The sequence below is a fragment of the Nocardia citri genome, assembly GCF_054065835.1.
Genome location: NZ_JBSUQM010000019.1, coordinates 1 through 21,305, shown reverse-complemented (window position 1 = coordinate 21,305; position 21,305 = coordinate 1). Strand labels below are relative to the sequence as shown.

Below are 21,305 nucleotides of genomic sequence, written 5' to 3'. Positions count from 1 at the left end.
GATCCTACTTCGCGGCGGCGCGACCGGCGCGTCGGCCATAGAAGCTGCCGTCACCGAGGGACGCACCGCTGACATAGCCACCGGCACAGAGTCCGGAGGTACAGCGACCAGCGGCGAACAGGCCGGGAATCGGTTCGCCCGAAACGTGCAGCACTCGCGAGTCCAGATCGGTGCGCAACCCGCCGAGGGTGAATCCGGCGGTGAATCCACGCATATCGAAGGCCGCGAGCGGGGTGCCGATCGGCTTGACCCACTCGGGATTCTTGCCGAGCAATGGATCCTCGCCATCGGCGGCGTGCAGGTTGTAGCAGTCGATGGTGCCCTGCAACGCACGCTCCGGCAGCCCCATGTCGGACTCCAGTTCCGCGACTGTCTCGGCCGCCCAGGTCGGCGGCTGCCGGAAGAAGGGCGTGGATGTCACCGTGGCCAGCGCCGCCTCGAGCGACTCCTCATCAATGACCAGGAATGCCTGATTCTCCTGCTGGATCAGCGTCGCCTGCCCGATCCGCCCCGGATAGGTGTCCTCCGGGATATAGCGCTGACCGCGCCCGTTGACCAGAACGCCGCGCGCCAACAGTTGCGGGTCACCGAAGAACGCCACCTCGGTGGCATCCATATGCGCCAGTTCCGCACCGAGCGCCTGCGCGACCTTGATGCCGATGCCGTCGTGCTCCTCGATGGCGGCGGCGGGACGCCCGATCAGCCGCGGCGCATAGCCCTCGATCATCTGCTGGTGGTAGGCGAAACTGCCGGTGGCGAGCACGACCGCACGCTCGGCGCGGATCGCGACCTCCTTGCCGAAGCGCGTTGCTATAGCGCCGACCACCCGATCGGTCTCATCGACCACCAGCCGCCGGAGCCTGATGTCGTATTCGACACGGACACCCAGACTTTCGGCGGTATCGGCGAGCGGCTTCATCAGCATGTAACCGCCGCTCCTGGCACCGATCTTCTTATCCGCCAGTTGCGGAACATGGCCGCGCGGAGCGGGTTTCGCGATCGCATTGAACGGTGCGGCATTCTCCCCGCCGGAGTACATCAGCCCTTCGTCGTGCGGCGGTTCCCAGCCGGGCTCACCCCAGAACTCCTCCTTGAACGGCACACCGCAGGAAACCAGCCAGTTGTAGTGTTCGACGCTGTTCTGGCAGTAGTCGGTGATCTTGGCCCGGTCCTGTCCCGGCCCCAGCGCGGCTTGCAGGAAGGTGTCCATATTCTCCGGCGTGTCCTCGAAGCCGAGCGCCTGCTGCAAGGGGGTGCCACCACCCAGATAGATGAATCCGCCCGCCATGGCCGCGGCACCGCCCCAACTGCCGGTGCGTTCCAGGGTCAGCACGTCGGCGCCGGCGCGTGCCGCCTCGATGGCGGCGCAGACACCGGCGATGCCGTATCCGGCGACAACGACATCCGCCTCGAAATCCCATGCGGCGATCGCGTCGGCACGCAGCGGCCGAATCTTTGTGGCATCAAACATGTTTCGCATTCCTCCCGTGGCTCGTCAACGCATCGCCCGATCATCACTCGCTCGACGATGCGCTGGGCGATGCGGCACTCATAGATGCTCCGACACCTTCTGGACAGGTGTATGGAATATAGTCTCGACACTTGATCTTGCGCAAGAACTTGTTCCAGAAAGTAACTGATCGGGGTCGCACATGAGCGTCGGGGACAGCAGGTGGCCACGGTCGTATCCGCCACCGGCACCGAACCGGCGGACTTCGCCGCGCTGGCACGCCATGTGCGCGGCATCGCCGATAGCGTGTTCTGATTCGAGAGCACCTGCCGTCAGCACGGAGAAGGTCCGATGAATACCACGTACGCCGCCAAGGGCACCCCGTCCGGCGGCGTCGAACAATCCGGCGTCGGCACCCGGCACGGCGATCAGGGCCTGCTCGAGTACACCGATACCGTGCATATCGGGGTGCGGAAGCGCCAGGCAATGGCCGCCCGTGCGGGTCTGCCCTACGAGAAGCAGATCGAGTCGACGCTGATGACGCTACGGCTCATGCGCCGACTCGGGTTGCGCTGATACGTGCGCCTTACTGCGTCGGGCCGAAGATCGACCTGATGCTCGATGCGATCGTCGACGTGCTGCCCAAGATCAGCTACGGCACCGATCCGGTACGGTGGCGATCGGGGTGGATCAACAGAATCAAGAACTGGCAGGTGCGATACGAATGAATATCCGCAACATTCCACTACATACCCTCTCCGGCGACCCGGCAACACTGGGCGAATTGGTCGGAGATAAGGCGGTACTGCTGGTCAACGTGGCCTCCAAGTGTGGACTGACACCGCAGTACACCGGACTCGTCGAACTGCAAAAGACCTACGGCGACCGCGGTTTCAGCGTGGTCGGGGTGCCGTGTAACCAGTTCATGGGCCAGGAGCCGGGTACGGCCGAGGAAATCGCGGAATTCTGCTCGACCACCTATGGCGTCGACTTTCCGCTGCTGGAGAAGACCGATGTCAACGGCGACGACCGGCATCCGCTCTACCAGGCACTGGTCGAGACCGCGGATGCCGAGGGCGCGGCCGGTGATATCCAGTGGAACTTCGAGAAATTCCTGATCGATCGCGAAGGTGCGGTGGTCGGCCGGTTCCGGCCGCGCACCACGCCCGACGACGCCGCGGTCGTCTCGGCCGTCGAATCCGTACTGTAGCAATAGCGGCCGGAGCTCCACGTCCGAGCTCCGGCCCGTATGCTCACGCCATGGCGAAACGCGGCAGTGCCTGACGATCGCCTGCTTGATCTTGCCCTTGCGTTGAGCACCTCGAGCCGCCGGTTACCACCGGTCCCGGAGATCAGTTCAGCGGGGCGGAACGCCACCAGCGCAGGACCTTGTCCTGCGCGCCTGCCAAACCGTCGGCGTACATGAGGAATTGGGCGCGCTTGCTGTCACCGGTGAAGGCCGTCACGATCTTCGGCCCGTCGTTGACGAATTTATAGTTGGTGTAGGACTTTCCACCGTTGGTGTCGGTCGACTTGGTGGCGTCCGAGGGCAGGTTGCTCAGCGCCTTCTGCACATCGGAGGCGTTGTTGTAGACGTAGATCGTGTAGAACGGGTCGTCGTTGTCACCGCCGCCGTAGCAATCCCACTGCGCGGCCCAGGCACCGAAATCCGGTGTGCCCGGGGTGGGCAGCGTCAGATCGCCGGTCTTGTGGGCATTGCATTTCGCGCCGTTGTAGCCGACTGAATCGGATTCGCTGGCTGGCACCATGCGCGGGAATTCCTTGCTGATCGCGGCCGCGGTCGCGCCCACCGTGCCGCTGCCACCATTGGACGAACTCGACGAGGTCGTCGTACTGCTGCCGCCGGAGCTCGACGAACGGCCGTTCGATACCGCACCGATGATCGCGAGCACGATCACCAACAGGATGACCAGACCGACACACAGCGCGACGATCAGCCCGACATTCGATTTGCGCTGCGGCGGCCTCGGCGGTCTCGGTCCGTTCATCGGTGGCCGGGGCGGGGTCGCGAATCCGAGCGGCTGCTGGTTGTAGGGATTGCTCGGATGCGGTTGCTGTCGGGTGGGCGCGGTCTGCACCGGCTGCGGACGTGGCGTGCCCTGCGCGGCGGGATTGACGGTCGTCGGCGCGGACGGCTGCATGGTGTGCGGGATGCTCATCTGCGGATACGGGCCGCTGGTCTGCGGGTACGGTCCGTTCGTCATCGGCGTACCGGTAACGGGTATCGGCTGCCCGGTGACCGGCCGTGGCGCACCCGTCACCGGAATCGCCGGTCCGGTGCCCTGGCGCGGGCCGCCGACCACCGGCATCGCCGGGGCGCTCGGATTGGTGAAGGCCTGCTTGGCCGCCTGCGCGAACTCCGAGCACGATGCGAACCGGTCATCGGGGCGCTTGGACATGGCCTTCGCCAAGACCGCGTCCAGCTGGTATGGCAGGCCGGGCCGGACACTGCTCAATGCCGGGGGCGTGCCCTGCAGATGACCTTGGATCACCGCGGCCGGATTGGTCGCGGCGAACGGACCGGACCCGGTGAACAACCAGAACAGCGAGCATGCCAGCGAATACTGGTCCGATCGGTGATCGAGTGAAGCGCCGGTGAGCTGTTCGGGCGAGGCGTAGGCCAGGGTGGCGGTGAAGGTGCCGGTCTGGGTGAGGTGGCCGGTGTCGTCGCGCAGCCGTGCGATGCCGAAGTCGGTCAGGTAGACCCGCTCACCGCGCCCGCCGCCGGAGCGAGCCAGCAGAATATTCGCGGGCTTCACATCGCGGTGCAGGACCCCCATACCGTGCGCGTAGTCGAGCGCGTCGGCGGTCTCCTTGATGATCTGGACCGCCCGCTCCGGCGGCAGCGACTTGGGATCGACCGACGCGGCATCGATGCCATCGATGTACTGCATCGAGATCCACAGCTGCTCATCCTCGAGGCCGCGGTCGTACACGGTGACGATATTCGGGTGATCGAGCTGTGCGACCAGATCCGCCTCCCGCTCGAATCGCGCCCGCACCTCCTTGTCGAAGAACATCTCCCGATTCAGCAGCTTCAGCGCCGTCATCCGTGGCAGTCGCGGATGTTTCGCCAGGTACACCGAACCCATGCCACCGCGACCGAGTTGCCGATCGATGACATAGCCGGCGAATACGTCACCACTGGCCAGCATGTCTGCTCCACTTCCCGCCGCGCACCGGGACCCACCGATGCGCACACGTACAGCAAAAGAATGCGCGATCAGGACCTCCTGACCACGGAAAACATCGAAACCTTAGCAGGATTCGCTTAAGCCTTGGTTATCGTCGACTTATCGGTATCGCGTGCGACATTCGATTGATTCCGGCTACGGCGGCGGGCGCGGCGCGGGCCCGGGCAGCGTGGCGCCGGGGCGACGTGGGATATCCGGCAGGGCGATAGTGCCGGGTCGCGGTGCGCGGCGTGGCGGCAGGGGCAGACGCGGCTGAGATGTCTTCGGCGGCGCGGAGGTCGGCTGGGGCGGACGTGCGGTTGTGCTATTGCCGACCGGCTCGGAAGCATTGCTGGGCACTGGGTTTCGGGGCCCGATCACGGTGTGTGGCGATTCCAGCGGCGGGTGGTTCGGTCCCGGCTGACCGTAGTGCGGATGCGGCACGGCCGACAGTGCTCGACGTGCGGCCAGCGCGAATTCGACGCAACCGCCGAAGCGGTCCGCGGGCCGCTTGGCCATCGCGCGCGCCAACACCGCATCCAAATCCGGCGGCACATCCCGCCGGTACTGGCGTAGCGACGGTATCGCGCCGTACAAATGACCGTTGATGATTGCCATCGGATCGGCCCCGCGGAAAGGCGCGGCACCGGTCAGCATCCAGAACAGCGAACAGGCCAGCGAGTATTGGTCGGCCGGGCAGTCGGGCGTCCCGGTCAGTTGTTCCGGTGCGGCGAAGGCCAGCGTGGCGGTGATGGTTCCGGCCGAATTCGGTATGGATTCGCCATCGCGCATGCCCGCGATGCCGAAATCGGTGAGCAGCACTCGTTCCGGCTGTCCGATCGGCGCCTTGGCCACAAGGATATTGGCCGGTTTCACATCGCGATGCAGCACGCCGTTACCGTGTGCGAAATCCAACGCGGCCGCGGTATCGGCGATGATCTGCACCGCGCGGTCCGGCGCGAGCACATTGACATCCGCGCACGACGCATCAGCGCCCGGCACGAATTGCATCGAGATCCACAGCTGCTGATCCTCGGCGCCGCGGTCGTAGACGGTGACGATATTCGGATGGTCGAGCTGGGCGACCAGATCGGCCTCCTGTTCGAAGCGACGCCGGATCTCGGCGTCGGTATACAGTTCGCGCTTCAGCAATTTCAGCGCGGTCAGGCGCGGCAGGCGGGGATGCTGGGCCAGGTACACGGTGCCCATACCGCCCTGGCCGAGCACGCGTTTGATCGTATATCCAGCGAAAACATCGCCAGTTCGCAGCACAGTGGATTCACCCCCCGCATCGGGCCGAGCACCTGGATCCTACCGATGTATCTGTTCGCACGGCCCGGACGCAACACGTTCGTTGCGGTGCCGCAGACGATGTCGGTGGCACTCGTTAGGCTCGGCCCCATGCGCATTGGAGCACACGTCCGGCTCGACAGTGATCCGATCGGCTTCGGTGAGAAACTCGGCGCCGATGTCATCCAGCTGTTCGTCGTCGACCCGCAGAGTTGGGATAAACCGACCCCGCATCCGCGGACCGAGGAGATCCTCGCCAGTCCGATCGATGTGGTGGTGCACTCGTCCTATCAGATCAATGTGGCCAGTCTGAATAATCGCCTGCGCATGCCGTCGCGCAATGCGGTCGCGCAGCAGGCGCGGGCCGCCGCCGATATCGGTGCGTTCGGTCTGGTCGTGCACGGCGGGCATGTCCGCTCCGACAGCGAACTGGAGACCGGAATCGATAACTGGCGCAAACTGTTCGAGCGTCAGCAGGACAAGGGCGGCTTCGCGGTGCCGATCCTGATCGAGAACACCGCGGGCGGTAATCACGCCATGGCCCGGCATTTCGATTCGATCGCCCGGCTGTGGGATGCGGTCGGCGATTTCGGCGCGGGCTTCTGCCTGGACACCTGCCACGCCTGGGCGGGCGGTGAGGATCTGGTCGGCGTCGTCGAGCGGATCAAAGCCATTACCGGCCGTATCGACCTGGTGCACCTGAACTCCTCCCGCGACGAGTTCAATTCGGGCGCGGACCGCCATGCCAACTTCGCCGACGGGACGATCGATCCGGAGTTGCTCGCGCAGGTGTGCCGGACGGCGGACGCTCCGGTGGTTCTGGAGACGCCCGCCGAGGGTGTCGCCGAGGATCTGGCGTATCTGCGCGAGCACGTCGGCTGATCCCCGGGCTCATCCGCTCCGCTTCGTCGTATTCGCCGGCATCCGAACAGTTCGGCAGCGACTCTTGCTGTCCCCCGAATAGATTGCGGCGGATCGAGCGGAATAAACGCCGCGGCGGAAGACCAGCGCCCGGAGCCGGGCCTGGAAAGGCGCGCTTCGATCCCCGCTGGTGGGACCGAGCGTTGCGATCATGACGACGAAAACCCTGGTCGGGGTGGTTGTTTCGGTGATGTGCTCGACGGCGCAGCAAACCGATCTCAACCAGCGAAGGTGATCCCATGACGGTCGACTACGCCCAGACAATCGTCACCGTGACCAAAATCGGCGCCCGCATCGGCGCCAAGATCGATAATGTCCGGCTCGGCGGCGATGTGGACGCGGCAACCGTCGCGGTGATCCGGCGCGCGCTGCTCGAGCACAAGGTCATCTTCTTCCGCGGCCAGGACCATTTGACCGAGGACGGCCAGTACGAGTTCGCACAGCTGCTCGGCACCCCCACCACCCCGCATCCGACGGTCACCTCGCACGGTGTCAAGAGCCTGGCCATCGACTCGGAGTACGGCCGGGCCAATAGCTGGCACACCGACGTCACCTTCGTCGACCGCATACCGAAGGCCTCCATCCTGCGCGCGGTCACGCTACCGCCCTACGGTGGCTCGACCACCTGGGCCTCCACGGTCGCCGCCTACGAGTCGCTGCCGGAGCCGCTCGAGCGCCTGGCTGAGAGCCTGCGGGCCGTGCACACCAATCTGCACGACTACGCCGCCACCGACGTCGACCGGAGCAACCCGAAAACCGACGCCTACCGCGCCGAATTCCAATCCGACTACTACGAGACCGAACATCCGGTGGTGCGGGTGCACCCGGAGACCGGTGAGCGCGCGCTGCTGGTCGGGCACTTCGTCAAACGCTTCGTCGGGGTTTCCACCAGCGAATCCCAGGCCCTGTTCCGCCTGTTCCAGGATCGGGTGACCCGGCTGGAGAACACCACCCGCTGGAACTGGCAGCCCGGTGACGTCGCCATATGGGATAACCGCGCCACCCAGCACTACGCCGTCGACGACTACGACGACCAGCCGCGCAAGCTGACCCGGATCACCCTCGCGGGCGATATCCCGGTCGGTGTCGACGGCGTCGAGAGCACCTCGCATCACGGCAATGCCGAGCACTATTCGATCATCGAGGAGGTTTCCGCACTCGAATCGTGACGGCGACCGCACGGCAGCCGCGGCGGCTGGCGATTGTGCTGCGGCAGTTGAGGGGCCGTGCGGTTGCATTACCGGACTTCGTGCTGGTAGGAGGTCGGGCCGCTGCCGGGCGGCGCCATAGTACAGACTGATGCCATGAGTATCAGCCCGCTGGACGGGGTTCGCGTCCTGGAACTCGGCAATTACATCGCCGCGCCGACCGCTGGTCGCATCCTCGGCGATTTCGGTGCCGAGGTGATCAAAGTGGAGCGGCCGAAGGCTGGGGACGAGCTACGCAACTGGCGGCTTTACGGCGGCGATACCTCGATGCTGTACCGCACTATCAACCGGAACAAGAAGTCCATCACGCTGGATCTGCGCACCGAGGCGGGCCGGGGCATTGCCCTGGATCTGCTCCGGCATTGCGACGTGCTGCTGGAGAACTTCCGGCCGGGCATGCTGGAGAAGTGGGGCCTGGGTCCGCAGGTGCTGAACGAGGTCAATCCGGATCTGGTGATCACCCGGATCTCCGCTTACGGACAGACCGGGCCGCTGGCCGCGCGGCCCGGTTTCGCTGCGGTCGCCGAGGCGGTCGGCGGGCTGCGCGAACTCGTCGGGGATCCGGACCGGCCACCGGTACGAGTCGGTGTGTCGATCGGCGATTCGATCGCCGGTATCTACGCGGCGTTCGGCACGGTGATGGCGTTGTTCCAGCGGGAACGCACGAACGCATCCATTCCGCTGCGGGAACGCGTCATCGATGTGGCGCTGAACGAGGCGATTCTGTCGGTGATGGAATCGCTGTTGCCCGACTATCTCGCCTATGGCATCAATCGCGAGCGGGTCGGCGGGCGCATGGAGGGCATCGCGCCCAGCAATGCCTACCCGACCAGCGACGGTGTCAGCATCATTATCGGCGGCAACGGTGATGCCATCTTCCAGCGCTATATGAAGGTGATCGGCCGTCCCGACCTGGCTGCCGATCCGGAACTGCAGGACAATGCCGGGCGCTGGCGCAATCGCGAACGGCTCGACGCGTCCATTGCCGAATGGACCGTTCGGCACACCCGCGACGAGGCGCTCGAACTCTTGGAGGCGGCGGCTATTCCCTGTGGCCCCATCTACACCGCCGCCGATATCGCCGCCGATGCGCAATACCAGGCGCGCAATATGATTCAGCTGTTCCCCGTGGACGTCGGCGCGCCGCAACCGAAGACGGTCGGCTTTCCCGGCATCGTGCCGGTGATCGGCGAAAAGTCCCTGCCGATCCGCAATGTCGGACCAGACCTGGGTGAGCACACACGCGAGGTGCTGTCGGAACTGCTCGGCATGAGCGATGCCGATATCGCCGGATTGGAGGCGTGATGCGCGCCGGTATCGATGGAGTGGAGGCGGTATGACGCGACGGGTATACGGCAGGCGTCGACCGCCGGGGCGCGGTGCACACGAATTGCGTGGTCCTGGGCACGCGCGTCCGACGGTGCATCCCACCCCGGCCAGCAACGAAAAGCCTTGCGGTGGGGTGATGTGTGTCCCGCCGCACGTGCGTCAGGCGCCACCGGTCGAGGATGCGCGGGAGGAGCAGTGATGCTGCGCGATGTGACACTGCGCGACGGCCTGCAGTTGACCGGAAAGGTGCTGCCGGTCGAGCGCAAGCTGGATATCGTGCGCGAACTGCTCGCCGTTGGCGTGCCCGCGCTGGAGATCGGTTCGATGGCCCGTCCCGATCTGGTGCCGCCGATGGCCAACACGATGGAGCTCATTGCCGCGCTGAGTCCCGAAGAGCTGCAACGCTGTTGGGTGTGGGTGGCGACGCCGCGTCAGGTGGAGAAGGCCGCTGCCGCCGGCGTGCGCAACTTCCAGTACTGCTTGTCCGCATCGGACGCGCACAATAAGGCCAATATCGGCCGCAGCACCGAAGACAGCGTCGCCGCCATGCCGGATGCCGTTCGGTTGGCCCGGGAAGCCGGCGGCGAAATCCAACTTTGCCTCGCCACCAGCTTCACCTGCCCCTTCGACGGCCCTGTCGATCCGGAGCGTGTGCTGGCCATTGCCAACGATCCCCGCACCGGGGGCGCTTCGGACATCGTCGTCGCCGATACCCTCGGCCAAGCCCACCCGACCCAGGTATCGGAGCTGATCTCGGCTGTGCGCGACCGAACCCCGCACCGCCGCATCGTCTTCCACGGTCACGACACCTGGGGTATGGGCGTCGCCAATACTCTCGCCGCCCTACAGGCCGGAGCCACCATGGTCGACGGTTCCCTCGGTGGCCTCGGCGGCTGCCCCTTCGCCCCCGGCGCCAGCGGCAACACCTCCACCGAGGACATCCTGTTCGCCACCCGCCCCACCTGGTTCACCCCGACGGTTCTGGCCACCCTGGTAACCCTCACCGAATCCCTGCTGACCGAACTGGAGGAACCCAACCGCTCCCGCACCGCCGAAGGCGCCCGCTCCAAAGCCTCCGCCTTCGAATGGGTCACCGCCGGTCGGTGATTTCAGATAATTCACGCGGCGGCGCGCATGGCGATACCGATGACCGTGCCGTCGTCGTCGTGGACCGACAGGAATCGCGAGTGGTCGGCATCGACCTGCATGCCGGTCAGGTGGTTGGCGATACCGGTGGTGAGCACCGTGTGCCGCAACGGATCACGGAGCAGAAACGGCTCGGTCAGCGAGCGGAACCGGGCGGCATCGGCGGTGATCTCGATCCTCATACCGAATTACGCTAGAGCCCGAAAGCCCTGCGCGCTCGCGATTTTCCGCGTCACCGCATACGGCGGCGACGTCCGGTTCAGCTGGTTCGACTCGCCCCGTCGGCCCGTAACTTCAGCAGTACCAGGCCGGCAGTGCACGCCAGAATCAGTCCGGCGACAGTGATTTCGACGTGCAGTCCGGCGATGCCGAGTACGGCACCGACGATGCCACCGATGAAAATCAGCCACGCCGTTATCCGCGACAGCATCGTGGACAGGGTCCGCACCGGCGGGTTCGACACGACTTGCTGCGAAGTTTCCGGGGCCGCCGATTCGTCGGCCGTGGCGGAGGCTCGCAACGGAGTCGTCGAGTAAGCTCCCATCATCAACTCCTCGATGACGCCGATCAGAGTGTTGCCGACGCCCGATTTGCACCGCGCGTCTCTCCTCTAGGTACTGGCGTCTCACGCGTAACTTTGATCACACACGCTACGGCCCCGGGACGGAGATCGACTACGACACGTGCCCGCGACACGCCGAAGAGATCAATTCGATATCTGAATCATCACTGTTTTATTCGCGCGCGTGCCCAGGGTGTGCTCGTCTGGCCTGGTCGACCGGCCTCGATTATTGTGATTCCACTCGAACAGACGAGGAGTGTTACCGATGGAGAGCAGCAGGGCCAAGATCGCCGGTCCGGTAATCGCCGCAGGCGCGATCTCTGTCGGGCTCGTTCTCATCGGCGCCTGCGGACTCGGCGAGCACGACATTTACGTCGCACCCCCGCCGATCAAATCCGCCAATGACGACACCGTCCCGGCCGTGCGCTACGGCATCAGCACCTCGGTGGCGCCGACGGTGTTCATCCCGCCGTCGCCGAGCTGGCAGGTCGCGCGCCCGGGACCGCCACGCAAGTCGGTCGATTTCACTGTTCCGCCGTCGGCCTTGCCGGAATCCACGACCCAAGGGCCACAGACCTCGGCGCCGGACGCCGCCCCGACACCAGCCTTCACCACCGAGATCGAGCTGCCGCCGACCACCCAACCGCGTCCTGCCGTCGACTCGACGATCGAAGAGCCGCCGACGACACGCCGCGTGCCGACAGCCAACTCGGCAGGTCAGAGCGACGACGAATAGCACAACGGCGGCGCATACCTCGCACATGCCGCCGTTCGGAGCTACCGGAACTTACAGCTCCGGCAGGTCGTAATCACCGACCTGCGCACTGAGCACCCGCAGATGCTCCAGCCCACCGCCGAGTGTGCGCTCGATCGCGGTGAGCCGGGCAACGTAGTGGCCCACCGGGTATTCCGCGGTGACACCGATACCGCCGTGCATCTGAATCGCTTCCTGGCCGACATGGCGAGCCGAGCGACCGACCTGCAGTCGCGCCCGCGATGCGATTACCGCGTCCACCGATCTTGCGGAGTGGCCGAGAGATTCAGCGTTGGCACTATCGGCCAGCGAAGCATTCGCGTAGAGGCTCATACTGCGCGCCAGTTCCAGCGAGACGTACATATTCGCCGCGCGCTGGGTCAGCGTCTGGAACTTCGACAGCGTGACGCCGAACTGCTTGCGGGTCTTCAGATAATCCGTCGTCAGCCGCAGCGCCTCCGCCATCACACCGATGGACTCCGCGCACAGCGCCGCCTGGGCGTGCGCGATCGTGAGCTGCACGGCCTCGGCGGCGTCGATGTTGTCGCCGAGCAATTCGCCGGGGACCGTGTCGAATTCGAACTGTGCGCCACGCTGACCGTCCAGCGTCCGGTACGACTTGCGCTGCACCCCGGCGGGATCCACCAGGAACAGCCCGATGCCGCCGGTCGGTAGCACCGCACTGACCACCAGCTCATCGGCGCTGTCGCCGTGCGGAACCGGATTCTTCAGACCCGTCAGCACCCACGAATCCCCCTGCTGCACAGCGGTGGTCGCGAGTTCGGTGGACGGCCAGCGCACACCGGGCTCGGCATGCGCGAACGCCAGCAGCTTGGTGCCACCGGCCACCTCGGGCAGAATCCGTTGCCGCTGTTCGGCACTGCCGACCCGCGCGACCAGACCACCCGGCACCAGCACCGCATCCAGGAGCGGTTCGGGTGCGAGCCGACGTCCCATCTCCTCCAATACGACCATGGTCTCCACCGGACCGGCGCCGACGCCGCCGTCCTCCTCGGTGAAGCTCAGGCCGAGCACGCCGAGTTCGGCCAGCTGGTTCCAGACATCGCGACTCCAGCCGAGTTCGGTGTCGGTGACCTTCAGGCGGGTCTCGGGATTGTAGTTGCGGGCCAGCAGGTCGCGCACCGTGTCGCGCAGCATGACCTGTTCATCGGTGAGTTCGAAATCCATGGCTGCGCCTCACAATCCGAGGATCGTGGAGGCGATGATGGTGCGCTGCACCTCGCTGGAGCCTCCGTAGATGGTGGTCTTGCGGTAGTTCAGATAGCCGGGCCCGCTGCGCTGCGCCCAACCGGGCGAGGCGATATCGGCGGCATCGACCGGGAGTGCGTCCTGGCCGGCGATATCGAGCAGCAGCTCGGTCGTGGCCTGCTGCAGTTCGGAACCGCGCAGCTTGAGCACCGACGAGGCCGGATTCGGCCTGCCGTCCGAGGAATTGGAGACCACTCGCAGCTGGGTGAGTTCCAGTGCGAGCAGTTCGTTCTCCAGTTCGGCGACGCGTGCGGCGAAGACCGGATCCTCGAGCAGGGTGCCCGAACCCGACTTGGTCTGGCGCGCGTAATCCTTGGCGACACCGAGCTTGACTTTGGTGCGGCCGACACCGGTAATGCCGGTGCGCTCGTTGCCGAGCAGGAATTTCGCGTAGGTCCAGCCCTGGTTCTCCTCGCCGACCAGCTGATCGGCGGGCACCCGCACATTCTCGAAGAAGACCTCGTTGACCTCGTAGCCACCGTCGATGAGCTTGATCGGGCGGATGGTGACGCCGGGAGACTTCACGTCGAACAGCAGGAAGGAGATGCCCGCCTGCTTCTTCGGTGCGTTGGGATCGGTGCGGACCAGGCAGAAGATCCAGTCCGCGTACTGACCGAGCGTGGTCCAGATCTTCTGGCCGTTGACGATGTAGGAGTCCCCGTCGCGCACCGCGGTGGTGCGCAGCGAGGCCAGATCGGATCCGGCGTCGGGTTCGGAGAAGCCCTGGCACCACCAGATATCCAGTGCGGCCGTCGGCGGCAGGAAGCGCTCCTTTATCTCCTGCGAACCGAATTGCGCGATCACCGGACCGACCATCTGGGCATTGAAAGTCAGCGGCTCGGGCACCGAGGCCAGCTGCATTTCGTCCTGCCAGATGTGCCGCTGAATCGGCGTCCAGTCCTTGCCGCCCCATTCAACCGGCCAGTTCGGTACGGCCAGGCCGTGGTCGTTGAGGATCTTGTGTGCGGTAACGATGTCATCGCGGGATAGTTCGTGGCCGTACTTGACGCGGTCACGGATGTCGGCGGGAATCTCGGTCCGGTAGAAGTTCCGCAGCTTATCGCGGAAGCTCATTTCGTCGGGCGTCAGACTTAGTTTCATACACATCTCCCGGTGTGTCTCGTACGTCCGAGTCGAACCTACCCTCCGGTAATCTCTCACTGCCGAGTGGGTCACAGGGGCAGGTTGGGCATGTGTCGCGCGTCGATCCTCAGCGGTGGGTGCACTCGGTTGTGAGTACCTCGGCGGCGTCAGTGACGAGCTGGTACGTTGCTGCAGGTGGTGCCGGGATGTCCCGGCGTTCGGTATCGAGGAGAACGAGTGAACGGCAGATCCATCGCACGCGCCGCCGCGGCAGTGACATCTCTCGGCATCGGTGCGGTTCTCGCCCTCACCGGCACGGCGGTCGCCGACCCCTCCCCCGTCGAGACCGGACTCGAACAGCTCACCACCGAGGCCGGAGCCGATCCGGCCGCACAGGCGGGTGTCGGCACGCTCAGCCAGTTCACCAAGATGGTGGATAGCGCCGAACTGCGCAATATCTCGGCCGCCTTCACACCGTTCGCCTACGCCGCGCCGACCTTCGGCTGCGGCAGCGTCGGCCCGGTCACCACGATCATCGCGGCTGCCTCCACCGACGGCACCAACCCCAATGGCGCCGCGGACCCGCTGCCCGGCACCCTGCGGTTCAGCGCGACGCCCGCACATTCGGGTGCGCCGTTGTCCTCCGGACTCGTCGTGGCCTGGGTGAATGTGAACACAGGCGCCAGTGGCCTCACCACCCTCGACGACCGGAGCGAATACAACATGCCGACCCTGTCGAAGACCGTTTCCAGCGGTCCTGGCACGGTCCTCGCCTCGATGTGGGGAATGATCGACTACCCGTTCGCGCACTGTGTGATGACCCCGACGGTCGGGATGTTCTACGTTCCGGATCGTCCGGTGCTGCCGCCCGCCCCCACACCGGAGGCCACCGCACCTGCTCAGCCTGGCTCGACTCAGGACCCGGCCCCGCAGCCCGTGGCCCCGGCCGCTCTGAACCGCGCGGATTCCGTCGCGCAGGACGACATCGGGCACCAGAACAGCTGACGCCGTCACATGAACGCCCGTGACCGTGGTGTTGCACGATAGGAGTCCGATTTCCGAACCGGAGGCCCGAACCGTGCTCGACGCCGACGACGTGCGCCGCATCGCGTTGTCCTTTCCCCAGACCGTGGAGAAGCACCGCTGGAACCATCCCACCTTCGATGTGGCGGGCAGGATGTTCGTCACCATTCCCGACGATCAGACCTCATTCGCCGTCCGCTGCCCCAAACACGATCGCGAAGAACTCATCGCCGCCGAACCGCACAAGTTCTGGGTCCCGCCGCACGAGGCATACTCGTCCTGGGTCCGGGCTCGGCTCTGCGCCATAGAAGATATCGACGAACTGCACGACATCCTGCTGGATTCCTGGCGCCAGGCCGCACCCCCGCACCTCATCGGGGACTGACCGATTCGCTCAGTGCGGCAAGCGAATCCGTAATATCGTGCCGGTCTCGGTACCGGCGACGAGTTCATCGGAACGGCCGGGCACGGCGGCCACCGAGGTCATCGGTTCACCGTTGAGTACCGCGCACGCGGTATGCGCGACCGGATCGACGCGGACCAACTGCCCGGTCAAGGTGGTGACGTAGAGGACACCCGCGTCATCGATGACGAAATCGTCTACGAAATCCGGTATTCCGGGTGCGACCATCAAGTCCGCGATCACGGCGACCGCGCCCGGATCGTCGACCGGGAAGCGCACGATCCGACCGAGCGGATTGCCATTCATGCTGAGGTAGATCGAATTATCGCGCACCACAATGCCGTTGGCGCCGGTGAACTTCGCCCGCGCCGTCCAGTCCGCATCGACACTGCCATCCGGGCGAATCCGGATCACGCCGACGGTGGAGGCCAGGTACAGATTGCCCTGCGCATCGAAGGCGGCGCCGTTGGGCCAGGTGAATCCAGCGGCGAATACCGCAGGCTTGGGATCGTCGGGATCGAAGCGCACTACACCGCCCGGGCGCACCACACTCGTCGGCGAATCGCCGGAGACGACGTAGAGCAGACCGTCGGGCCCGAGCCGGATCGCGCCCGGGAATTGCACCGGCACCGACGCGGTCAACCGGCCGGCGCTGTCATAGCGCTGCACCTCATTGCGGTACAGCCGCGATACCCACAGGTTGGCCTGCGCGTCGTAGCCCACATTCTCCGACCAGTCGAGCACCGGCAGACCCGCGGGCACGGCGGTCGCGGCCTGGGCCGACGCGCATGCGGCGACCGCGCCCGGTTCGGGCTCGGCTATGGCGGGCGGCGCACCGACACCGGCACAAGTGAGCGTGAGTGCGGCCGTTGCCCACACTCGCACGTTCGGAAGATAGAGCTTTCTCACGCTAACCTCGACTCTCCAGCCTGATCCTCGCCCGGCAGTCCAGCCACCTCGTCAGTTATTCATCGAGAACTAGTTATGCCAGGGACTCGACTGGACCTGAGCACGTTTGCCAGTATCAACGGATGCCATTCTTCGACAGCGCGCGGGGCCGGATGCACTATCGGCGGTGGACGGTCGACAACCCGACGGCAGTTGCGGTGCTCTTCCCCGGCATGGGGCAACACAGCGGCCACTACCACCGGTTCGCGCGCACCCCGAAATCCGCCGGAATCGAGGTGTGGGCGCTGGATACCTCGGGGCACGGGTTGAGTGAGGGCGATCCGAATAATCCCGGCACGCTGGTGGAACTGGTGGCCGATGCGATGCGGCTGATCGAGCTGGCCCGCGCGGAATTGCCGGGGACGCCGCTGATCCTGATGGGCCATTCACTCGGGGCGGTGACCATCTTGGGCATCCTGGGCGCGGCAGTGCCGGATCGGACCAGTCCGACCGACGACCTGCGCGGACTGGAGGCGAAGTATCCGCTGCGGCCGAGCCTGCCGCCGAGCGAGCTGGTCGGGCTGGTGCTGTCCGGAGTGCCGAAACGAGCGCTCGGTGGCGGCGCACCCGGTGCACCCGGCACACCGTTGCCGGGCAACCTGCCCATCCTCGCCGTGCACGGTATCGAGGACCGACGGGCGCCGATCGATGCGATGAGGGTCTGGACTCGTCGTCACGATTGGGTAAGTTTGCGTGAGTACGCCGACGCCGGGCACGACCTGTTGCACGAGCCGGTGCACGCGCGGGTCGCTGCCGACATCGCGGACTGGATGCAGGGTGTCGTCGTGGGGTTGGCGCACCGGTGAGTTGATCACGGCTGCGCGCGCAGCACGACGAGGAAGGGGGCCGAGATGTCGGACGTGACGGCGCTGAATCAAGCGATCGACGATGGCCAGCTGTGGATCGATGGGGTACTGGTCGCCGAGGGCGCGCATGAACAGTGCGCCAAGCGCTATGAACGACTCGCCGATGAAGTCGAGGCCCAGATCGCCGTATTGAGCGGGGCCACAGCATTGCCCGGCTTCGGCGGCTTCGATTCCGGTGCGGCACTGCGGCGCGGCTTCGAGGATAAGGCCGACGGCGCGATCACCCGATTGCGTGTGTATGCCAACGCCGCGCGGGCACTCGCGCAGACCTTTCGCGCGGCCGCAACGGCGTACGCCCAGGCCGATACGGATCTGGCAGCCGCGGTCGGTCAGGTCCAGGTGGCGGGAGCCGCGCATGCGTAAGATGCCGCACACCGGGCAGAAAACCCCCGTCCGGTATGCCGATCCCAACTACACCGATCCCAACTACGCGCAGACGGTCGAAATCTTCGACAACCTGTCGCATCAGGAAATTCACGACGGCGTGCAGCTGATGAATCCGGTTGTACTGGCGGCCGGACGGCAGGCGTGGCAGGGCAGTTCGACCGGACTCGCCACCGCCGTCGAGCAGGCGCACAGCGAGATTCGGGCCGCGATGGCCGACGGTTGGCGCGGGGCCGCAGCGGATTCCGCCGCGGCCGCGGTACGCGAATTCGAGCGGCATGGACAGCAACTCGCGGATGTGATGGCCGTGGTCGGTCAGCGACTCGGCCAGGCCGGCGATGCCGCCGAGGCACTGCGCGCGGCGGTGGTCGAACCGTCCAGCCAGACAACGGATCTGGCTGGCGCACTGCTGGATCCGACCAGGGCGACCGAGAACACCGCAACCCAGAAATCCGCCGACGGCACGCGCCTGGACGTGGTGCAGGCGATGGACAGCATCTATACGAACGCTTTCCTCACGACCGGATCCGGCGTACCTGCCTTCCCGGATGCGGTGACCGCCGACGCACCGCGGCCCTCCGACAGCGCGGCTGCCGCCCAGATATCCACGACACCCGTCCTCGATACCAGTACGCAAACCCTCACCACCCCAATGGTTTCGGCGACTACGCCGGCGCCGACCACGCCGCACCCCACGGCCGAGCCCGCCGCCGCGACGACTCAACCGGCGGCGGCGCCGACAGCCGTCACTCCGGTGGGCACCGTCGCCGACACAGCGCCCGCCGCGACCAAAACCGTTGTGCCCATGACGGATTCCCCCGCAGCTACAGCCGCGGCCGCAGCCACCACCTCGACGACCACGCCGGTTCGGTCGGTGCGGCCGGGTAGCGCCACGGCCGTGACCACCGCCGCATTCACCTCGATAGTCGCCCCGACGGTTCCCGGCACCTCCACCACCGACGATGAACGCAAACGCGATGAGCGCAAACGCGACGCGAGTGGCGATGCGATCAACGGCGTCGGCGCGGGCGCGGTCGGCGGACTCATGGGCGGTGCCATGGTCGCGGGCGACAGCCCGCGCTCCGGCATGAGCACCAGCGCGGCCGCCGCCCGCGCACAGGCCCGCGACCAGGACGAATACGACGACGATTACCAATTCTTCGACGACGATCTGACCTTCCTGGAACCAGCCGATGACGGCGGTGAACTGATCGGCGATATGGATCCGACGACACCACCGGTCCTCGGCGAATGGACCGAACTGGAGTGAACTGGACGCTGACCCCGGACCAGTTCGCCATGGCCTGGGCCCGCACCGATGGCGACCGCGTCCCCTACCCACTCGCGGTCCGCCTCTCGGCTCGCGATACGGCCGAACGCACCGCCCAACTCCCCGCCCTGAACCGTTGGTGCGAGGAGACTCTCGACGCCGATCTGGAGGGAGCACTGCGGGTGCTCGCCCGCCCCAGCGTGCGCATCGAGGTCTTCGGGGAGCGCGGTGCGGCCGAGCCGTCGGCGGGCGTCGAGGGTGGGCCGGACGGCACGGTCGAGGCGACGGGTCTGGTCCAGCAGACCGGTCCCGTAGCTGTACAGCCGGAGATAGCGGCGCAGTCACGTGCGGTGCGTGTGCTCGGTGCGATCGCCGGGGATATAGCGGTGGTCGCGGCGCAACGCTCTGGCGCATCCGCGGATCGCGGCGGCGATATCCGGGTATTCGTCGACGGGGTGAAAAATCTTTCCGCACGGGTGATTTCGGTGCTGCCGGAGAATACGCCCGGCATCACGCCGCAACTGACCGCACCGCTGGCCCGCGTCAACGAGGACAGCCGGAATCTGGTGACCGTGCCGGTGGCCGGACCCACCACGCCGACCCGAATTCGCAAGCTGCTCAGACAAGCCCGCGACGGTATCGGCCAGATCGTGGTGTCGGTGCGCCGAGCCGACGGTGAGCTGCATCCGTTCGGGGTGCTGTGCTGGATCGACGTGATCGGCGACGGCCGGTATTCGGTGCGCACGGGCGTCGATGTCGATATCGTGCCGGTCACCGCGCAGCAGTTCACCACACAGCTGCGACCGATGGTCACCGCGGCCGCACGCACCCTCGCCCTCGCTGAGCACTGGTGAGATTCGCCTACGTGGCAACCGCTCGCGCTTGTCTCGTCGCGATCACCGCCGCGGTCAACCTATTCGCCGCTTACGGCCAGAAACTGGCGAACATCGGCTCCGACCGCAGCCTCGGCTACGCCGATCACGATGTCGCAGGCTGAATCACGGTGTTCGTCTGCGGAATCCAGTGCAACTGGATGGTTTCCACCGGCGTCGTCGGTGCGCTGCTCCCAAGGACGTCCGTCCCCGCCGTGACCCGATCTTTTGCGCGACGTCGACGAGAACGGCGGAGCGAACATGGTCGAATAGGTCATGCTGTTCCGCCAACTCGAGTACTTTGTGTCACTCGCTCGCGAGCGCCATTTCGCACGAGCCGCCAAGGCCTGTTACGTGTCACAACCGGCGTTGTCGGAGGCAATCCGCAAGCTCGAGCACGAGCTGAAGGTCCCGCTGATTCGGCGCGGACACAATTTCGAGGGCCTCACTCCCGAGGGGGAACGGCTTGTGCCATGGGCCCGCCGCATCCTGGCCGACCATGCCGCACTCCAGCAGGAGGCCGCGGCTCTGCAACGAGGTGTAACCGGTGAGCTCCGACTGGGGGTCATCCCCGCCGCCTCGACTACCGTCACATTGCTCACCGATCGATTTTGTGCCGATCATCCACTTGTCCGGGTAAGCCTGGAAACGAGCCTTCAGTCGGCGCGCATACTCGATCGGATTCGAGCGTTCGAGCTGGATGCCGGGGTCGTCTATCCGAACGGTCAGAGCACGGCCGGTTTGCTTGTCACTCCGCTTTATGAGGAACGACAGGTGCTCCTCGTCGGCCGAAGGCTGGTCAGCAGCCGATCGGACTTCATCAGCTGGTCGGATGCGCTGGAACTGCCGATGTGTTTGCTTAATCGGGGAATGCGCGGCCGCCAGCTCATCGACGAGGCGCTGGCCACTGCGGAACTCGAGGTGACACCCCAACTCGAGACCGACTCGATCGTGGCACTGCTCGCACATGTGGATACCGGGCGGTGGGCGACCATAGTCCCGCAAACGTGGCTGCGCGCCTTGCGTCCATCCGCCGATGTCCGAGTACTGCAACTGGACAACCCCTCGGTCACTGCCCTCGTCGCGCTTGTCACCCATGCCGTGCGGCCAGGCTCGGTCCTTACCCGGGCATTGCTGCGGACCACCGAGAACACCGATATCGACGCGGCCCTGTTCAGCCCCACGGGCAGCTGAAGCCGAAGGCACGAACTCGATCGGCCGCGCCTATCACTTGGTCGACGCCACGTCTTGGACGGTCTCGCGGTCCTGCGGCCAGACTGAAACCTGTTTTCGGCAACGCTTGATTGGGCGGCTGTGAGGCCGCGTTCGAAAG

The 21,305-nt window shown here is 65.9% G+C and carries 23 protein-coding genes; 15 read left to right on the top strand and 8 right to left on the bottom strand.

What is annotated here, in order from left to right:
* Positions 1-4 precede the first annotated feature (4 nt).
* Positions 5-1,471: an FAD-dependent oxidoreductase gene (locus tag ACW2Q0_RS22655; protein ID WP_457192900.1), complete on the bottom strand. Its 1,467-nt coding sequence runs from the start codon at positions 1,469-1,471 to the stop codon at positions 5-7.
* Positions 1,472-1,801: 330 nt separating this feature from the next.
* Here ACW2Q0_RS22655 and ACW2Q0_RS22650 point away from each other — a divergent pair, with 330 nt between their 5' ends.
* A complete protein-coding gene (locus ACW2Q0_RS22650) occupies positions 1,802-2,026 on the top strand; it encodes a hypothetical protein (RefSeq protein ID WP_457192899.1) in 225 nt (74 codons plus the stop codon).
* 148 nt (positions 2,027-2,174) lie between these two features.
* Positions 2,175-2,660, top strand: coding sequence for a glutathione peroxidase (locus ACW2Q0_RS22645; RefSeq protein WP_457192898.1), 486 nt, complete (start codon positions 2,175-2,177; stop codon positions 2,658-2,660).
* Positions 2,661-2,802: 142 nt separating this feature from the next.
* On the opposite strand, the gene ACW2Q0_RS22640 is transcribed toward ACW2Q0_RS22645, so the two are convergent.
* Together ACW2Q0_RS22640 and ACW2Q0_RS22635 are read right to left on the bottom strand one after the other, a co-directional pair.
* Positions 2,803-4,626 (bottom strand): protein kinase domain-containing protein, encoded by a 1,824-nt coding sequence (locus ACW2Q0_RS22640; protein ID WP_457192897.1) that lies wholly within the window; start codon positions 4,624-4,626, stop codon positions 2,803-2,805.
* A 174-nt stretch (positions 4,627-4,800) separates the two neighbouring features.
* On the bottom strand, positions 4,801-5,916 hold the full coding sequence (locus ACW2Q0_RS22635) for a serine/threonine-protein kinase (RefSeq protein ID WP_457192896.1): 1,116 nt from the start codon (positions 5,914-5,916) through the stop codon (positions 4,801-4,803).
* A 129-nt stretch (positions 5,917-6,045) separates the two neighbouring features.
* Between ACW2Q0_RS22635 and ACW2Q0_RS22630 the strand changes: the two genes are divergently transcribed.
* From ACW2Q0_RS22630 to ACW2Q0_RS22615, 4 genes are all read left to right on the top strand, one after another.
* Entirely contained in the window at positions 6,046-6,816 is a 771-nt protein-coding gene (locus ACW2Q0_RS22630) for a deoxyribonuclease IV (RefSeq protein ID WP_457192895.1), read from the top strand.
* A gap of 278 nt (positions 6,817-7,094) precedes the next feature.
* Positions 7,095-8,024: a TauD/TfdA dioxygenase family protein gene (locus ACW2Q0_RS22625; protein ID WP_457192894.1), complete on the top strand. Its 930-nt coding sequence runs from the start codon at positions 7,095-7,097 to the stop codon at positions 8,022-8,024.
* 135 nt (positions 8,025-8,159) lie between these two features.
* Positions 8,160-9,368, top strand: coding sequence for a CaiB/BaiF CoA transferase family protein (locus ACW2Q0_RS22620; RefSeq protein ID WP_457192893.1), 1,209 nt, complete (start codon positions 8,160-8,162; stop codon positions 9,366-9,368).
* Positions 9,369-9,590: 222 nt separating this feature from the next.
* The gene (locus tag ACW2Q0_RS22615; RefSeq protein WP_457192892.1) at positions 9,591-10,499 is read left to right on the top strand and encodes a hydroxymethylglutaryl-CoA lyase; all 909 of its coding nucleotides are present in this window, start codon (positions 9,591-9,593) and stop codon (positions 10,497-10,499) included.
* Between the two features lie 11 nt (positions 10,500-10,510).
* Here the strand turns inward: ACW2Q0_RS22615 and ACW2Q0_RS22610 are convergent, their stop codons facing one another.
* Entirely contained in the window at positions 10,511-10,720 is a 210-nt protein-coding gene (locus ACW2Q0_RS22610) for a hypothetical protein (RefSeq protein ID WP_457192891.1), read from the bottom strand.
* 77 nt (positions 10,721-10,797) lie between these two features.
* Complete coding sequence (locus ACW2Q0_RS22605; protein ID WP_457192890.1) at positions 10,798-11,082, bottom strand: hypothetical protein; 285 nt, start codon at positions 11,080-11,082, stop codon at positions 10,798-10,800.
* A 283-nt stretch (positions 11,083-11,365) separates the two neighbouring features.
* On the opposite strand from ACW2Q0_RS22605, the gene ACW2Q0_RS22600 reads away from it, so the two are divergent.
* On the top strand, positions 11,366-11,836 hold the full coding sequence (locus ACW2Q0_RS22600; protein ID WP_457192889.1) for a hypothetical protein: 471 nt from the start codon (positions 11,366-11,368) through the stop codon (positions 11,834-11,836).
* A gap of 51 nt (positions 11,837-11,887) precedes the next feature.
* Here ACW2Q0_RS22600 and ACW2Q0_RS22595 read toward each other — a convergent pair whose 3' ends face one another.
* Both ACW2Q0_RS22595 and ACW2Q0_RS22590 read right to left on the bottom strand, forming a co-directional pair.
* Positions 11,888-13,042 (bottom strand): acyl-CoA dehydrogenase family protein, encoded by a 1,155-nt coding sequence (locus tag ACW2Q0_RS22595; RefSeq protein WP_457192888.1) that lies wholly within the window; start codon positions 13,040-13,042, stop codon positions 11,888-11,890.
* Between the two features lie 9 nt (positions 13,043-13,051).
* Positions 13,052-14,224, bottom strand: coding sequence for an acyl-CoA dehydrogenase family protein (locus ACW2Q0_RS22590; protein ID WP_457192887.1), 1,173 nt, complete (start codon positions 14,222-14,224; stop codon positions 13,052-13,054).
* Between the two features lie 219 nt (positions 14,225-14,443).
* Here ACW2Q0_RS22590 and ACW2Q0_RS22585 point away from each other — a divergent pair, with 219 nt between their 5' ends.
* Both ACW2Q0_RS22585 and ACW2Q0_RS22580 read left to right on the top strand, forming a co-directional pair.
* Positions 14,444-15,211, top strand: a complete 768-nt coding sequence (locus tag ACW2Q0_RS22585; protein ID WP_457192886.1) for a hypothetical protein — start codon at positions 14,444-14,446, stop codon at positions 15,209-15,211.
* Positions 15,212-15,230: 19 nt separating this feature from the next.
* Complete coding sequence (locus ACW2Q0_RS22580) at positions 15,231-15,614, top strand: MmcQ/YjbR family DNA-binding protein (RefSeq protein WP_457192885.1); 384 nt, start codon at positions 15,231-15,233, stop codon at positions 15,612-15,614.
* A gap of 9 nt (positions 15,615-15,623) precedes the next feature.
* On the opposite strand, the gene ACW2Q0_RS22575 is transcribed toward ACW2Q0_RS22580, so the two are convergent.
* On the bottom strand, positions 15,624-16,541 hold the full coding sequence (locus ACW2Q0_RS22575; RefSeq protein WP_457192884.1) for an SMP-30/gluconolactonase/LRE family protein: 918 nt from the start codon (positions 16,539-16,541) through the stop codon (positions 15,624-15,626).
* A gap of 122 nt (positions 16,542-16,663) precedes the next feature.
* Here ACW2Q0_RS22575 and ACW2Q0_RS22570 point away from each other — a divergent pair, with 122 nt between their 5' ends.
* The 6 genes from ACW2Q0_RS22570 (at position 16,664) to ACW2Q0_RS22545 (ending at position 21,166) form a co-directional block, all read left to right on the top strand.
* A complete protein-coding gene (locus tag ACW2Q0_RS22570) occupies positions 16,664-17,386 on the top strand; it encodes an alpha/beta hydrolase (protein ID WP_457192883.1) in 723 nt (240 codons plus the stop codon).
* A 45-nt stretch (positions 17,387-17,431) separates the two neighbouring features.
* Positions 17,432-17,809 carry a hypothetical protein gene (locus ACW2Q0_RS22565; RefSeq protein WP_457192882.1) on the top strand — a complete coding sequence of 126 codons (378 nt, stop codon included), beginning with the start codon at positions 17,432-17,434 and terminating at the stop codon, positions 17,807-17,809.
* Positions 17,802-19,100, top strand: a complete 1,299-nt coding sequence (locus ACW2Q0_RS22560; protein ID WP_457192881.1) for a PPE domain-containing protein — start codon at positions 17,802-17,804, stop codon at positions 19,098-19,100. Before ACW2Q0_RS22565 ends, ACW2Q0_RS22560 begins: the two co-directional genes overlap by 8 nt.
* Positions 19,082-19,954, top strand: coding sequence for an ESX secretion-associated protein EspG (locus tag ACW2Q0_RS22555; RefSeq protein ID WP_457192880.1), 873 nt, complete (start codon positions 19,082-19,084; stop codon positions 19,952-19,954). The genes ACW2Q0_RS22560 and ACW2Q0_RS22555 overlap by 19 nt, the downstream gene beginning before the upstream one ends.
* An 11-nt stretch (positions 19,955-19,965) precedes the next feature.
* Positions 19,966-20,097 carry a hypothetical protein gene (locus ACW2Q0_RS22550; RefSeq protein ID WP_457192879.1) on the top strand — a complete coding sequence of 44 codons (132 nt, stop codon included), beginning with the start codon at positions 19,966-19,968 and terminating at the stop codon, positions 20,095-20,097.
* Between the two features lie 151 nt (positions 20,098-20,248).
* Positions 20,249-21,166, top strand: a complete 918-nt coding sequence (locus ACW2Q0_RS22545) for a LysR family transcriptional regulator (RefSeq protein WP_457192878.1) — start codon at positions 20,249-20,251, stop codon at positions 21,164-21,166.
* Positions 21,167-21,305 lie beyond the last annotated feature (139 nt).